Source organism: Acinetobacter sp. ANC_7655, from assembly GCF_056784015.1.
Window position 1 is genome coordinate 250,068 of sequence record NZ_JBWYJB010000002.1, and the last position, 16,134, is coordinate 266,201.

A 16,134-nucleotide genomic window follows, 5' to 3' on the forward strand; every position below is an offset into this window, starting at 1 on the left:
TTTCGTAAATTTTTAAACGTTTTGCTGCTCAGGATTTATGTCTGTTTCTGATTGATAAGTTTGAATAAATGTCTGAACATCAGGGTTTTGAGTTGTATACACCATTGTCATTAACGCATCATCAAACTGAAAAGCGAGAGTAAATCCAAAAATTTTAGCTAAGCTTTGTGTATTCCCAAGTGTTGGATGAAGCATTAAATAATGATGTTGCTCAATATTCGTATTGGCAAAATTTTGCTCAATTTTTTTAAGTGTTTTGAGTTGAGTAATGTCATCCAACAGAACTGTAAAGGGCTGCTCATTTTCCACTTTGAACTGATGATCAATGTTATAGCGATCTAAACTCTGTTTCAGTTGTTTTTCATTTATCGCAATATCTAATGTTTTCGTAGGTAAAACATTTTCAATTTGAATTTTAGGTGAAGCTAAACAACAGCTCGAAATATATTCTGCAGGAATATACTGTTCTGAAATCCAAATCTTTTCATCTAATGTATCTTGGTCAATTTCGGAATCAACGATGAACACAAGACTTATAGATGACTCATCTTTTTCAATACTTTGTAAAAGATGAATCCATTCACTATAGCTTGTTTCAACACCCCAATAGTGGTGTTCCACGTGAAACACTTCAGGAATATAATTGAGCTGACTCAGGTAGTCTGAAATGAGTTGCTCAGAATCTTGTTCATCCCAAACATGCAATAATTCTTCAGCGAGAACCAAGTGGATTTTAAGCTTATTCAGTCGATAAACTTGCAGCACAGAAGGAGTATCTTCTTCCCCATCATGATACTCAGCCTGAGGATCAATCCATGCTGGATGCATACGATAAGATTGGCTAATTTGAGTATCGTAGAAAAGCGCTGATTTTTTTAAATGCTCACTAATTTCCCAGAGTATTTCTGTTTGTTGTTCAAGTTGAGTCAGAATCAATTGATGAATTCGGTATTGCCGTTTGAAGCTATATTCATCCTCTTCATCTTGTTCGACGTCTAAATCAGAAATTCGATAACTCAGAATAGGCAAGCCATACCCATTCAATAATTTGTCATCAAGTTCAGGACTCTTGAATTCCCGAATCGCATCAATAATCAGATGATTTTCACCCAAAGCATTGAGTGCATAAGCGCGATAGACATTTAAATTGATCCACTCCACAGGCTCAGGCTGTAGCTCCTCAATTGCGACCTCATCGCTAAGTTGAGGATCATTCTGTTTATTTTTTTGCTCTTTTATCCAATGATAAATCATATATGGCATCACCAAAAAAGCAGTGATTGCAACAGGTAACAATCCAAAAAAGATAAGTAGATCACTGCCAGAAGGATCAAAATTGATGTCACGCCAATACAGCACCACAATCGCAGAAATCACCAGATAAACCGTAAGGAACACTCCAACAATGATTTTGATCATGACGCTACTCCAAGCAATGGGTAGCAAGTTTCATCATTGTCTAGCGGTTGATTATGAGCTAAAAAGGCACCCTGACTAAGCCCCATAGAATGCTCCGAATTTAAAGTAATAGGCTGTATTTCTTGTTTTGATAAAATTAAACGAACATCAACCAATAAGGTTGGGCTACACCAGCTTTGTAGTAGTTTTTTTAATTTTAAACTTAGTTTTTGTTGTGGTAGAAAATCTAGGTAAGTTTTACGATCCAACGGTCCAATTTGAATTTCAATTTTGCCATCAATTTGGGTAATAGTCTCTCCACAAAATGTATTCAATCCTAACAAGCTTGGCGTCGCCCCTCCTAAGGATGTTCTCTGCTGAAGCTCTAATTTAAATTTTTCAGGGATAAACTCTTGTATTGCCACATGCTGATTAAATACTTGTGCAATCATGGTTTTTAAAGCATGTGCTGTATTATTTTGCCCTTGCATTAATCCTGCAAATTCAGCAAAATAATCATCAAGTTCTTGTTGTTGATGTTGCTGACTAATATAACCATTTAAAGCATGGATAATATTCAGATAATGATTTTCAGACTCGACCTCATACCGTACTGGTAAATTGTACTTGACCGTCGCATCAACGAATTGTGAAGTGAGCTTATGATTAAATAAACTCAAGAATTGCGTTGTTTCAACTCGAAATTTGCGTGATGCTGATTTAACTTTATTGGTATAGCTATAGGGTAATGCCCCCTGCATGCCAGTCAAACCCACCATTAAATTTGTAAGCTGAACTTTTTCATCTTCTAAAGCGAGTGATTCAATTTCTTTTTTAGGAAAGTTAAGCTCTAAGGAAGGATGAAATTTAAAATCACGATCCCATGGTGTATGTGGCCGAGCAAAGGGCACATGTCTTAACAATCGAATCGACTGAATAAACTCATAAGCAGTCGGCTGTTGAAATAAATGGTCTATTACAGAAGCTTCTTGCCACCAACGTTCTGCACGCATTGGTATAACTCCTGTTGTGATTGAGCATCTTCGATTATGACATCGACAAAACTGTTTAACTGCACTTTTAAGTTAAACACATGACTCAGCAATTGACTGAAAATATAAAGACTATGACCTCTGAATATTTGTTCATCGATTCGGATAACAACTTTGAGTCCTCGTACGAAAAGCGGGAAAGGTTTTGCTTCAACCAACTTATGCGTCAGGCTAAATTCAATTTGTTTAATCGAATTAATTAACAGATGATTTTCTTTATTCGCCGGTAAGTTATATAACTCTAATAATTCTTTTAAATGTGCTACCGCATCCCCTTTCATCAGTGCTAACGTATTTAATGAAAGATGAGAAATAATGCGCCATTGCTCTTTCTGATTTTGCTCAAATTGATAGGGTAAACTCGGACGCTTCAATACCAACGCTCGACGTGCCAAACTACTATCATTCAGATTTAAAATATTATTTGACTGGCTTAATGCTTCATGCGGTAAATTCCGATTCGAACATAGCAATACGGTGCTAATAAAATCAGACTTTGTATCATACGGCTGTAAATGCTTAGAAATAATGGAATAACCCGTTTCAACAAACTTATTGTTGAGCTGTGATGAGTTCAATGCATAGAAAAATTGGACATTTTCATCATGGTAATGACTCATTCCAAAGAACGGCAACACTGGATGATAAACCTGTTCCTGATTAATCTTTTCACGAACCATGTGCATTTTCTGAATCGAATAGACCTGATAAAACTCAGGATGATGCGCATCCGTGATCAATGGATATTCAAGTTGTCGATGATGTATTTTTTGTGGTTCAGCATTTTTTTCAAAAAGATTAACAGCCGGCGTGCTAAATAATTTGAAATTTGCAACATTCAGCTCTGAATAATTACGAATAATCGCCTGATCGTTTAGGTTTAACTTAAAATGAATTTGGAGATCAAAACTCGTTTGCTGATCTAATAAATTTCTTAAAAAAGACAAATCAAGATTAAGAAAGCTGAATTTATCTGCAAAACAAAAATATTCCATCAACAAGCGATAGGCATGATGTGTATGTTGATCAATAGGCAATAAACTCTCATGTTCCTCAAAGCCCATTAAGGAAAATGGATTAGAAATTTGATAAAGCTGTGTTCCAATGCGTACCGTAAAAGTCGTATCTTTTTTGAAAATACTATCCAAAACTTGCAGCGGAAAATTTGAAATAGCATCTAAATAAATAGGGAGTTTTTCTTGATGAATCCACAAGCCTGCTTCATTGAAAGTTTCAAAACTTAATTGCAAAGTGGCATTTTGATTGAGATGAATTTGAGCACTTGGGTTCGTTTTAAATTGAACTTGATTCAGTTGAATGGGAAGTAATCGTACAGCTTGAGAGGTATTAAATTCACATTGTACCCCCTTAAAGCTTCGTGATTTTAGCGTTGTTGCCTGCGGAATGACGTGAGCTTCAGTTAATTGTTTTATTTTATTTTGATCCTCGAAACTGACGACAGTACAACTTGGAAAATGTCTTAGATATTGAGGGAACATCACCTCAAATAAAGCACGTGTAAAAACGTCATAACTGTCTGCTAATTTTTTATCAATTCGAGCAGCAATCAACGAAAACGCCTGAATTAAGCGCTCAATGTGTGGATCATCAATCTGTTCTTGGTTGAGCGAGAGCCGTTGGGCAATTTTAGGATACTTCTGAGCAAACTCGCGAGATTGTTGACCAAATTCTTGTAATTGTTTTTCGTAGTACGGTAAAAGTTCTTCTATCACAAAAGCCCCAATCTTAAGATCTAGCCGAAATTACATATTGTTGTGTCGTTGGTTTCAATAAAGCATCAAAAACTACAGGCTCATACAATGGATGGATATTTAAATATGCTTGAATACTGAGGCAAAGTGCGCCCATATTGTCGCTGTCTAACAACATTTCAACTTGAATTTGTCGTAGGCGAGGTTCATGTGCCGCAATGGACTGCTGAATAGATTGGCAAATTTTGTCTCGATCCATTGGATTGGCTGTTGATAATCCAACAAAATCAATAATGCCAAACTGTGCAATCGAGCCTTTAACCGTAGGGAAGTCATCAATTTGATCAAACTTGGCTACTCGACTATTGAGTAGATCTTCCAAGTCATGTGCAACAGATTCACGTAGCTCTTGCATAGATAAGCCTTTGATCTGATCCTCATATTCTGGAATCAAGCGGTCAAATAAAGTTGCACGGAAGCCAAATGGATAAAGATGATCTAAATTTGTTTTCATCTTGCCTACTCTAAAAGATGAATAAAGGCCAACTTAAGTCAGCCCCTACTCCTCTCACTTTCAAGACTTTAAGCTTTGTAGCTTGCAGTGTTGTTAGAAAGTGACCATTGCTTCGTGATCGCACCTTTTTGAGTACCATCGATATCTTGTTGGTTGTATGTCCACTCAACAGCAGCATATTTCAAACCAAATGCTTCAGTCGGAACACCTTCAGCATTTACAGATGGTGTTACGCTTGAAACTAGAACATGTTTCAATTTGATTTGAAGGTACTTAATACGCTTATCACCATTCGCACGGTAGTAATCGATTTGTACTTCATCAAAAGTGTAACCAGCAGAACATGCTTCCCAAAGTTTCGGGCTAGTCGCATCTAAATCTTTAACGAATAACATGTCTGAATGTTCAACACGCTCAGAAGTATGACCACCAACACTTGAAGATGTCGCAGATTTAGGCTGACGGATGTTATGAGACCAAGAATTAACTTCCAACCAATCTTTGTGCTCAGTGTCACGAGATTCGCCGTCTACTTTGTATTTTCCTCGAAATTGAACATATATATCTTTCATGAAGATTTCCTGTTTTATTTAACGTTATTATAAAGTTGCTCTATTTAATTAGAGGACTGAGGTAACTCAGTGACAAGTCTCAAAGATACCGACAACTCGTCCAACTGGAAGTGCGGTCTTAAAAACACGACCGATTTGTAGTGACCAGGGTTCGCCGGGTCTTCCACAACTTTTACAGATGCTTCACGAAGCGGGCGCTTAGCTTTGGCCTCTTGTGATGCACCATCATCTAGTAATACATATTGAGATAACCAATCATTCAAGAAGCTTTCTACATTTCCAGCTGAAGCAAAACTTCCGACTTTATCTCGCATCATTGCTTTCAAATAATGCGCAATACGCGACACAGCCATGATGTATTGAATCTGGCTTGAGAGTGCTGAATTTGCATTCGCTGTATCGCTATCATATTTCTTAGGCTTTTGGGTCGATTGAGCCCCAAAGAACGCTGCGTAGTCTGTGTTTTTGCAGTGTACTAATGGAATAAAACCGAGATCGCTCAACTCTTTCTCACGGCGGTCCGTAATCGCAACTTCTGTCGGACACTTAAATACGACTTCACCATCATTGGTTTTGAAGGTATGTACTGGCAAGCCTTCCACTAAACCACCACCTTCAACCCCACGAATTGCCGCACACCAACCATGCATATCAAATGCATTCGTTAAACGTGTACCGAAACCGTATGCTGCATTCATCCAGAGATATTGATCGTGATCTTCACCTGACACTTCTTCAACGAAGTTAAACCCTTCTGTTGCCCAACCCTCTTTAGGGTCATAAGGCAGGCGACCCAGAACGCGTGGCATAGTTAAAGCCACATAGCGAGAATCATCACTTTCACGGAATGAGCGCCACTGTACATATTCTGCAGTTTCAAAAATTTTAGATACATCACGAGGACGATCAATTTCAGTGAAAGATTCAAGACCTAGAATTGAAGGGCTTGCTGCTGAAATAAAGGGTGCATGAGAGGCAGCGGCAACATGAGAGATTTGTTCTAAAAGATACATATCTGACGGTGTGCGATCGAATTCAAAATCACCAATCAAAGTTGCGTAAGGTGCACCACCAAAAGAACCATATTCTTCTTCATACACTTTTTTGAACAATGTGCTTTGATCAAAGTCAGTTGCGCCTTGGAAGTCCTTAATCAATTCTTTTTTAGTGGTATTTAAAATGCGGATTTTAATTAAAGGATTTGAAGGTGTTTCTTGACAGAAATAGTAAAGTCCACGCCAAGTCGACTCAATCTTTTGAAACTGTTCATGATGCATAATTTTGCTTAATTGAGCAGAAATTAAAGCATCAATTTCAGCAATACGCTTATCTATTGAGACCGTCATGTTTTCTGAAACAGTAATTGTTCCAGCCATAACTTCTTTGGCTAATTCACCAATTAAATTTTTCGCACGAACATGTTCATCATCGTTACGCGCTATTCGACTTTGTTCAACAATCGAATCTAGAAGACTTGTTTCTTCAACAGCATTGCTTGTCGCAGGTGCGGTTTGTAAATTACTCACGGTCATCGCCTCCTGCTTCGGCACTTAATTTGCGTACTTGATCTGTATTTTGAAGAATTTCATCAAGCAGATCTTCTAGACGTTCGCTATTTGAAATTTTATTACGCAAATCTGAAAGGCGTTCACGCGCTTCAACCAATTTGCGTAAAGGGTCAACTTGTTGAACAACATTTTCAGGTCGGAAATCTTCCATTGAGTTAAAAGTAAGATCTACCGACATATTTCCACCCTCTTCCGAAATTGTGTTTTCAACTTGAAAGGCAGCTCTTGGTGCTAGCGAACTCATTACTTCATCAATATTATCCAAATCTACATTAATAAATTTCTTATCTTTCAGTTTGGTTCTTTCAAGTTCAGATGCTGCTGAGAAGTCCCCTAATACACCAACAACAAAAGGAAGTTCTTTTATTTCTTTACCATCACCTACTTCTACGTCATACGTCAGTTGTACTCGAGGTGGTCGGATGCGTTGTAATTTTTTTTGAACACTTTCACGCTTAGCCATATTATTTTTTCCTAAATTTGTAATTTGATCAGTTCAACGAGCCAAATGGATTCTCACGTTTTGGTGCTGCTGGTTTTTCAACTTTCGCAGGTGTCGTTGTTTTAGCGGGTGTTGTTTTTGCTGGAGTCGATGCACGGCGCGTCGTACGTGCAGGCTGTCGAGTAGTTCGAGTCTCTTGAACACGCTTAGGTGCTTCTTCAACTTTGGTTTCGATTACAGTCAAAGGTTTAGCTTTTTTAACTGCTTCAGAAAGTGCCAACGCAGGTTCGTAAGTCTCTTCAGTCAAATAACGTACTTCTGGTCCACGCATTTGCTCTAATGCCTCATTCGCGATTCCGATTCCAGCTAAAAACTTAATATCTGTTAACGATGAGTGCTGAACATTTTGTGCATTAAGACTGTTCACCAATTGAAGTGCTTTCTGATTTTGTCCGATTTGTTGAAAACGCTGAGCTGCTTGTGCTAGAAAACCATTTTTGTTGTCTTTATTTTTTTTATCACATGCTTGAGCATAAATTTGTAGCAATGTCTGGTCTGTTTCACCCGCTACTAATGGATGATCTTTAACACAACCTCTTTTGAGTTTTACTTCATCTGCGTAAGTTGTAGACGCCATCCCCAACCCAATTAGCAGAGTTGTAAGCAGAATTTTAGTATTCAAAACACACCCTCATTTATTATAAAATTTACATTAACTATATGATTCACTAAATCATTTTTTAACACACTCAATGTTTAGAGCAATGTCTTCTATATATATTAGATTTAATTAAAATTTAAACTTATAAATGCAAACTTAGTCAACATTATGACCATTATAATAAAGAAACAATTAAGTTTTTTAAGTTACAAAATTATATAGTTCTGTAAACGATTCACACTATAGGATAGTTTTTTTATCACCTTTATTTAGGTAGAATAAAAAATATGGGTGAATTTTTTCATACTAAAAATTATTGTTTATTAAATATTTAGTCGTTAAAAATCTTAAAAATAGACGTTATGTAGGTTTATTTTAAGTAACTATAAATAATTTGAACACAGAGAATTCTGATGAATAACTTGAAAATTTTGATTACAAAACTATCTCCTACGACAAGAACAGCACTAGAAAAGTCTGCAAATTATTGTATTAATCAACAAAATTACGAAATTGAAATTGAACATCTACTCTTCGAATTATTAAATCAAAACGTAAAAAATGATCTCTCTATTTTGCTCGATCACTATAAAATTTCTAAAAATGCACTGATCGATGATTTACAAGAAACGATTTCGCACTTGCCCAAAGGCAATACGCGTACACCTATTTTTGCTCAATCGATTGTACGTCTGCTAGAACAAGCTTGGCTTATTGCTTCCGCAGATCAAACCCCAGTCATCCGTAGCGGGCACTTATTAGTTGCGTTATTGACTGCAGGAGATTTATATCAAATCGCGCTTCGTGCATCGAGTTTATTCGATCTGTTCCCGATTGATACGATGAAACACAAATTTATAGAAATTTGTAAAGCTAGCATTGAAGAGCATCTCCCTCAAGCTGATCATCAAAATGATGTTCAGGATCAGGATACGATTCAAAGTTCAGAATCTCATGCAAAAACACCTGCACTAGATCAATACACCATTAACTTGACTCAAAAAGCGCTGAACGGTGGGATTGATCCTGTCATTGGACGTGAGTTTGAAATTCGCCTTATGTTGGATATTCTGATGCGTCGTCGTCAAAATAATCCTATTTTAACAGGTGAGCCAGGTGTAGGTAAAACTGCTGTCGTTGAAGGTTTAGCGCTGAAGATTGCCAACAACCAAGTGCCTGATGCATTAAAAAATGTACATATCCATGTTCTTGATATGGGTCTATTACAAGCAAGTGCAAGTGTAAAAGGTGAGTTTGAAAATCGCTTAAAACAAGTCATCCAAGAGGTTCAAAGTTCCGCTCATCCTATCATCATCTTCATTGATGAAGCACACACACTGATTGGTGCAGGCGGTCAAGCTGGTCAAAATGATGCGGCGAATCTCCTTAAACCAGCCTTAGCACGTGGCGAGTTAAGAACAATTGCTGCAACTACATGGGCTGAATATAAGCAATATTTTGAAAAAGATGCGGCGCTCAGTCGTCGTTTCCAAGTCGTCAAAGTTGAAGAACCGACTGAAGAGGTTGCGATTGATATGCTTCGCGCCATGATTCCTGTCATGGCTAAACACTTTAATCTTCAAATCGATGACGAAGCCATTGTGACTGCTGTTCATTCTTCACATCGATATATTGCTGGTCGACAACTCCCAGATAAAGCAGTGAGTGTTTTAGATACTGCTGCCGCTCGTGTGGCATTAACTCAGAATGCTCAGCCGGTAAAGTTAGATCAGCTACATGCTCAACATCATAATTTATTGCTTGAATTAGATATTTTGGAACAAGAGAATAATCAGTTCCCACAGCATGACGAACGCCTCTCCAATCTTAAAAATACGATCACTGAAATAGAAAATGAGTTAAATGCCACAACTGAAAAGTGGAAACAAGAACTAGAAATTGTTCAAAAAATCAAAACACTTGAGCAAAAAAATTCTGAATTAAAAGATGAAGAACACATTAATGATTTTAAAAATCAGATTCAGCAACTTAGATCCGATTTAAAAATATTACAAGGTGAACAACCTCTGGTATTTGAACGTGTTAATGCACAAATCATTAATGAGATTATTTCAGACTGGACTGGTATTCCTGTAGGAAAAATGGTCAATGACGAAATTAAGCAAATTCTAAGTTTAGAAGAAAAACTGGAACAACGCGTCATGGGGCAAGACTATGCCCTGCATCAACTTGTTCAAGGAATCAAAACTTCTAAAGCAAAACTTGAAGATCCAAACAAGCCTCAAGGGGTATTTATGTTGGTTGGACCAAGTGGTGTAGGGAAAACAGAAACGGCTTTAGCTTTAGCCAATGAGCTGTATGGTGGGGAATCTCATCTCATCACGATTAACATGTCTGAGTATCAAGAGGCTCATACTGTTTCCTCATTGAAAGGTGCGCCTCCAGGCTATGTAGGATATGGTCAAGGTGGTGTCCTCACTGAAGCTGTTAGACGCAATCCGTATAGCGTTGTTTTGTTAGATGAAATTGAAAAAGCACATTCAGATGTTCAAGAGTTGTTTTACCAAGTCTTTGACAAAGGCACACTTGAAGATGGTGAAGGACGTGTTATCGATTTTAAAAACACCACAATTTTATTGACCTCTAACACTGGCTCAAGCGCAATTATGCAGGCCTGTTTGACTAAACCTGTAGAAGAATGGCCTACGGCAGAAGACTTAATTGAACATTTAAAACCAAGTTTATATAAACAGTTTAAACCTGCCTTCTTAGGGCGTATGCGTATCGTGCCTTACTTCCCACTCCATGATGATCTACTTGTGCGTATTATTCATCATAAGTTAGGCAAAATTACTGATCGTATTTTCAAACAATATCAAACACGTGTTGAGTATACGGATGATTTGGTGGAACTACTCTTAAGTCGCTGTACAGAAGTCGATAGTGGCGCACGTAATGTCGACAATATTCTAAACTCTTCAGTTTTACCTGAACTTGCAACACAAATATTGATCGCCTTGGCGGATAACAAAGTCCCTAAGTTAATTCAAATTGATAGCAAAGATGACGTGATTGAGTATCGATTAGATCCAACAACAGCACCGAAAAAGCGTAAAGCCACCAAAAAGAAAATTGTTGAAGCATAATTATTTGAGTATATAAATTAATATGAACATTGATATAAAACAGCTACTTCAACCAATCTCAGATCAAGCGATCTGTGGCGAAGATCTATCTTTTTCGAATGAATTTCATGAGATCAAGAAAGCGAAAACTCAAGATGATCCGCTCTTAGATATGGGGGATTGGGTAGCTGAACCTAAACAAGCAGATTGGTCATTTGTTTCGGCAAAATGTATCGATGTTCTGACTCAAAAAAGTAAAGATATTCGTTTATTGACTTGGTTAAGCGAGGCTTGGAGTCAAATCTACGGTTACGAAGGAGTCGCTCGTAGCCTTGAGCTTTCACATCGCATGTTATCCAATTATTGGAAAGATATACATCCTGAAATTGAAGATGATGATTTAGATCAACGTCTAGGTTTATTGCAAGGTTTGACTTCTCAGTTACCTGCTTTGATTAAACGTGTTCCACTCATCAATTCAGCTCCTTTCTATTCAATCTATGATTATGAAAAATTACTGCATCAACAAAATGTAAGATTAAAAAATGCTGATGATTATGGATCTTCTCAGAATCATCCAGAACTCGAGCAATTCGAACAAAGCTTATTTAATACCTCAAAAAGTTTCCAATACAACAATTATCAGTTCTTTTTAGAAATTTTGACGCACTGGGATACCCTCAAGCAAGTACTTGATCAACTGATGCAATTAGATGCTCCAAGTTTCGCAAATACTGATTCTCAGTTGGAAGACATACATAAAACACTGAAAAAAATTTATAAAGCAGATGCATTTTTAATGTCTGAGGATACTCCTGACATGAATCAAGACCTACAATTCCAAGAAAACAATTCAAATATAAATTCTGCTCCAACAGCAAATATACAAGCAGCAGTAACTCAACAGTCATTTCAACCTCAACCACAAAGTCATCTACAAAATCGTGAACAAGCAATGCGGGTGCTTAAAGATATTGCGGATTATTTTCAAGCAAATGAACCACATAGTCCTGTGAGTTATATGCTTCAAAAAACCATTAAATGGAGCCAAATGCCGCTTCATGAATGGCTCGCACAAGTTATTAAAAACGATAACAACCCATTGGAATCAGTCCATGAACTCTTGGGTGTAAAAAATAGCAATGAATCTAATGAATGGTAATCTCAATGTTTAAAGCAGAAAAAGTACTGTGGGGTGAAGGTCTGTTTTTAAGACCACAGCACTTTCAAATTCAAGACAGTTATCATGAACAGCGTTTAAATCAAACTATTCGCGCCACCATTCCATTCGCATATGGGGTACAACAGCTCAAATTTGATGAATCTCAATTAACGACCCATGTGCTAGCAATTGAGCACATTGAAATGATTTGGCAAGATGGTGAAATTTACGCTGCTCCTTCGCGAGATCTTTTACCTCAGCCCGTACTGCTCGATGAGCTCAATTTCCGTGGTGAAATGACCATTTTTCTTGCGCTCCCTATCGTTCAACCAAACAAGCGTAATATCGCCCATGAGGCTTCGACACAACCAAGTCGATATCATTCGTATCTGAATGAAACTCATGATTTGTTCACAGATGCCACACCTGCTGAAATTACTTACATTCGTCGTCGTGCTGAGCTGAAATTACTGGAATCTCAGAATGATACTCCTCATGAACTGGATGGTTTTTTATATTTGCCAATAGGAAAAATTAAGCGTCATAGTTCAGGAAGCTTTGAACTTGATACAAAATTTATTCCACCAATTTTGCATATTGCTTCATGTGAGTCATTGGTTGCTAATTTAAAACGTACCTTGAATGTCATTAAAGCAAAAATCAAAACTATTCAAACCAACAATCGCGAAAACGAACAAAAATTAATTGAATTTAGATCAGGTGACATTGTTTCATTTTGGCTAGTGAATGCATTGAATACTGCTCATGCAACTCTCAGCCATTTATTGACTCATCCCCAAATTCACCCTGAACGCTTATTTTTTGAATTACTCAGATTGACTGGCTCATTACTGACATTCTCAACAGCCTATGAAGTTGAACATTTACCTCAATATCAACATCATAATTTACAAGATAGCTTTGCGCAGTTAGATGTCATTTTAAGAGAGTTACTCGACACAATCATTTCAAGTCGATACTTCAATATCAGTCTTAAAGAAATACGTCCTTCGTATTGGGTTGGTAGCTTAGAGTCAGATAAGATCACTCGCGAATCTCGTCTGTATATTGCTGTGTCTAGTTCAATGATGCAGACACACGAACTTGTACAAATTGTCCCACTACGTTTTAAAGTGGGCACAACAGTCGATGTTGAGCAACGTGTCGTCTCTGCATTGCCTGCTATTCCGATTCACCATTTGATGCAAGTACCTACTGCGATTCCAGTCCGCTCTGGTGTGAGTTATTTTGAAATTGAACCTCATCATGAACTCTATCAACGCATGTTGGAGTCTGAAACCATCTGTATTTATGTACCTGCTGGATTCCAAGATATCAGTATTGAACTCATCGCAGTGATGAATGGCTAGAGATTGAGAAGAGAAAAATATGAATATGCCTAATGGAGCACCTTCACTGTTCGATGACGGTCAGATTGGAGCAGGCTCTACACCACAGCAACAGAATAAATTGACACAGTCTTCTAATTTGGTTGATTTAATGCATGACGGTTTCTATATCGTTTTTTTAATTCGTAACCAATACGTTCCTGACAATGTCGATGAATTTCGCCAAAAAATCATGGATCAACTACAACGTTTCGAATTACAAGCGAAGAAGTTGCAGTTCTCAGCCGAGGATATCCATGATGCAAAATATGCATTTTGTGCATTACTTGATGAAACGATTGTCACACAACAGGACCCTAGTTATTTCCATTTACAAAATTCGTGGTTAATTAGTCCTCTTCAGTTAACTTTATTTGGATCTCAACTCGCAGGTTATCAATTTTTTGACTTATTAGAAAAAATTAGAACTCGTGGAAAAGATCGCTTAGCGGCTTTAGAAGTTTTTCACTACTGTTTACTGTTAGGTTTTCAAGGTAAATACCGTATTGAATCAATTGAAAGCTTAAATCATTTGGTTGCACGCGTAGGCGATGAAATAGATTATTTAAAAGGTAAAAAAGCCCTCTTTTCACCTTTCGCTGCATTGCCTGATCAAATTAAAAACATTATTCATAGAGAACTTCCATTCGCTTGGATTCTCTTATTTTTACTCCTCTTTGCATTGTTGGCATTTTCTGGACTTCGCTATATGCTCAGTCAACAAGAGACCAAAGCCATGACTCAATATAATAATGTCATTAGTGCACCTGCTGAACAGGCCCACATAACGATTCATTTACCATAAAAGATATTCAACATGAGCCAAGAAAAGAAAAATATTAGAGTCCTTACACCTACTAAAAAAAATAAAAAAATTTCGCCTCTAGTAAGTGGGATCATTGGTGTAGCAATTGGTATCTCTGCCACATCTTTAGCTTTTTATACCTATTTAAATCAACCAAGCTTCCAACCGATTAACGCAGCAGATACAGATTCAACACACTCAAATGATAAATTATCCAATATTGATTCAGGAGTCACTCAAGCTGATCAAAACGAGCAATCTGAACCTGATGAATATCACCAAGCTCAACCCAAGCTAAATGAGCTTAATAATATTTTCAAACATCAGCAAACAAACTCTGCTCAAGCAACTCAACCAGTGACTTCAAGTAAAAATCCCTTTGAATCAACTTTTAATCAAGCGCAACCTTTAAGTAACAAAACTCCCCAAGTTCCACCTAAAGCAGAACCAGTAAAAAAGACCACAACTGAAGCATTACCGAAAACCATAAAAAAGCCTGAGTCTAAGCCTACGACAGCCAATGCAAATAAAGTTGCTGAAAGTAAAGCTGACACTGATGAAAATATTGATATTCCTGTAGCCAGCGTAGAAGTTTCATTCACACGAACTGCTAAAGAACCTGCACCGTGATTTTTTTTATCATTGTCAGTTTTGTGATATTAATCATCGCACTGACTTTATTGATGTCTTATGAGATAAGACAAAAAGTAATAGATTTTGCACAAAGCTTATTACCACAAGGTAAAAAAAAGCTTTTAAACGCACGTAAATTTGCACATGAAATGAATCATGCTGCTTCAGCAGACCAAATTCAAACGCATTGGCACTTACAGCAATGGTGGATACTCATTGCTGGTTTTTTGTTACTTAGCAGTATTATGCTTTTTGCTTTTACAAAACCCGTTGATCCTACAAAAATAGAAGCAAACTATTTAAAGAAAGCTGATCCTCAAATTTATAACTTATTAAATGGGGAAATTCTTTCCCCTCCACCAGAGGTTGAAGAAAGTCTCGTCGATGCAGCAATCGTTGAAGCTGTACGTCTTGAGCAACAATATCAAGCTCAAACTGGCGGTTCTGTTTCATCTACAACTATTCCTAATGTAGAAAATTCAGAGTTTTCTCATGGTCATCTCGATACTTCAATGGTAAATCGTAAGTGGGACAAGATGCATCCACGCTATAAACAACGATTACTTATGGTCTTCAAAATTATGAAGGAACAACATGGCTATGAATTAGTATTACTAGAGGGTTATCGTAGTCCTGCACGACAAAATAGCCTATCTCGGAATAAAGCAACCACTTTAGCGACTGCATACCGTAGCTATCACCAATTTGGTTTAGCAGCTGATGTCGCATTCAAGCGAGATGGTAAAGTCGTTATTTCTGAACGTGATCCTTGGGCTATGCGTGGCTATCAGTTATATGGTCAAGTTGCTGAGTCTGTCGGTTTAGTTTGGGGAGGACGTTGGACAAAAATTCATGACTACGGTCATACAGAATATCGAATGCCTGGCTTGGTTCGTAGCAAGGAAACTCATGATCGTTTCATGCGAGAAGCTGAACAAGGTAATTTAATGGCAAGCAATATAGAACAGTAATAATCCGTTGATTCTCTTTTCAAAATGCCTGTTAACGATACAGGCATTTTTGTATTTATTGATATATTTTGCGCTTGTAATTAACTATGTGAAGACATCGATTTAGAAGTTAATTTTTCCGTACCCATGCATTTCCCTTAATTTTATTTGTTTATTTTTTTCTTTACTGC

General features: G+C 37.3%; 14 protein-coding genes. 6 read left to right on the forward strand and 8 right to left on the reverse strand.

Features of this window, described 5'->3' with window-relative positions; all coding sequences use genetic code 11:
- Positions 1-12 precede the first annotated feature (12 nt).
- The 8 genes from AC1M9N_RS05190 to AC1M9N_RS05225 form a co-directional block, all read right to left on the reverse strand.
- A complete protein-coding gene (locus AC1M9N_RS05190) occupies positions 13-1,419 on the reverse strand; it encodes a hypothetical protein (protein WP_481954365.1) in 1,407 nt (468 codons plus the stop codon).
- Complete coding sequence (gene tssG, locus AC1M9N_RS05195) at positions 1,416-2,411, reverse strand: type VI secretion system baseplate subunit TssG (RefSeq protein ID WP_481607148.1); 996 nt, start codon at positions 2,409-2,411, stop codon at positions 1,416-1,418. The genes AC1M9N_RS05190 and tssG overlap by 4 nt, the downstream gene beginning before the upstream one ends.
- Positions 2,375-4,183, reverse strand: coding sequence for a type VI secretion system baseplate subunit TssF (gene tssF, locus AC1M9N_RS05200; RefSeq protein ID WP_481954366.1), 1,809 nt, complete (start codon positions 4,181-4,183; stop codon positions 2,375-2,377). Before tssF ends, tssG begins: the two co-directional genes overlap by 37 nt.
- A gap of 13 nt (positions 4,184-4,196) precedes the next feature.
- The gene (tssE, locus tag AC1M9N_RS05205) at positions 4,197-4,676 is read right to left on the reverse strand and encodes a type VI secretion system baseplate subunit TssE (protein WP_092766610.1); all 480 of its coding nucleotides are present in this window, start codon (positions 4,674-4,676) and stop codon (positions 4,197-4,199) included.
- A gap of 68 nt (positions 4,677-4,744) precedes the next feature.
- Positions 4,745-5,248, reverse strand: a complete 504-nt coding sequence (locus AC1M9N_RS05210; RefSeq protein WP_092766611.1) for an Hcp family type VI secretion system effector — start codon at positions 5,246-5,248, stop codon at positions 4,745-4,747.
- 44 nt (positions 5,249-5,292) lie between these two features.
- Positions 5,293-6,774, reverse strand: a complete 1,482-nt coding sequence (tssC, locus tag AC1M9N_RS05215; RefSeq protein WP_092766612.1) for a type VI secretion system contractile sheath large subunit — start codon at positions 6,772-6,774, stop codon at positions 5,293-5,295.
- The gene (tssB, locus tag AC1M9N_RS05220) at positions 6,767-7,279 is read right to left on the reverse strand and encodes a type VI secretion system contractile sheath small subunit (RefSeq protein WP_092766613.1); all 513 of its coding nucleotides are present in this window, start codon (positions 7,277-7,279) and stop codon (positions 6,767-6,769) included. The genes tssC and tssB overlap by 8 nt, the downstream gene beginning before the upstream one ends.
- 28 nt (positions 7,280-7,307) lie before the next feature.
- Complete coding sequence (locus AC1M9N_RS05225) at positions 7,308-7,895, reverse strand: hypothetical protein (protein ID WP_481954367.1); 588 nt, start codon at positions 7,893-7,895, stop codon at positions 7,308-7,310.
- Positions 7,896-8,329: 434 nt separating this feature from the next.
- Here AC1M9N_RS05225 and tssH point away from each other — a divergent pair, with 434 nt between their 5' ends.
- The 6 genes from tssH to AC1M9N_RS05255 are packed head-to-tail and all read left to right on the forward strand — an operon-like array spanning position 8,330 to position 15,964.
- The gene (gene tssH / locus AC1M9N_RS05230; RefSeq protein ID WP_481954372.1) at positions 8,330-11,026 is read left to right on the forward strand and encodes a type VI secretion system ATPase TssH; all 2,697 of its coding nucleotides are present in this window, start codon (positions 8,330-8,332) and stop codon (positions 11,024-11,026) included.
- A gap of 22 nt (positions 11,027-11,048) precedes the next feature.
- The gene (gene tssA, locus AC1M9N_RS05235) at positions 11,049-12,167 is read left to right on the forward strand and encodes a type VI secretion system protein TssA (RefSeq protein WP_481592012.1); all 1,119 of its coding nucleotides are present in this window, start codon (positions 11,049-11,051) and stop codon (positions 12,165-12,167) included.
- A gap of 5 nt (positions 12,168-12,172) precedes the next feature.
- The gene (gene tssK / locus AC1M9N_RS05240) at positions 12,173-13,537 is read left to right on the forward strand and encodes a type VI secretion system baseplate subunit TssK (RefSeq protein ID WP_481594548.1); all 1,365 of its coding nucleotides are present in this window, start codon (positions 12,173-12,175) and stop codon (positions 13,535-13,537) included.
- A gap of 19 nt (positions 13,538-13,556) precedes the next feature.
- Positions 13,557-14,360 carry a type IVB secretion system protein IcmH/DotU gene (gene icmH / locus AC1M9N_RS05245; protein WP_481592014.1) on the forward strand — a complete coding sequence of 268 codons (804 nt, stop codon included), beginning with the start codon at positions 13,557-13,559 and terminating at the stop codon, positions 14,358-14,360.
- 12 nt (positions 14,361-14,372) lie between these two features.
- A complete protein-coding gene (locus AC1M9N_RS05250) occupies positions 14,373-14,990 on the forward strand; it encodes a hypothetical protein (protein ID WP_481954368.1) in 618 nt (205 codons plus the stop codon).
- Positions 14,987-15,964 (forward strand): M15 family metallopeptidase, encoded by a 978-nt coding sequence (locus tag AC1M9N_RS05255; RefSeq protein WP_481608696.1) that lies wholly within the window; start codon positions 14,987-14,989, stop codon positions 15,962-15,964. Before AC1M9N_RS05250 ends, AC1M9N_RS05255 begins: the two co-directional genes overlap by 4 nt.
- Positions 15,965-16,134: the final 170 nt, after the last annotated feature.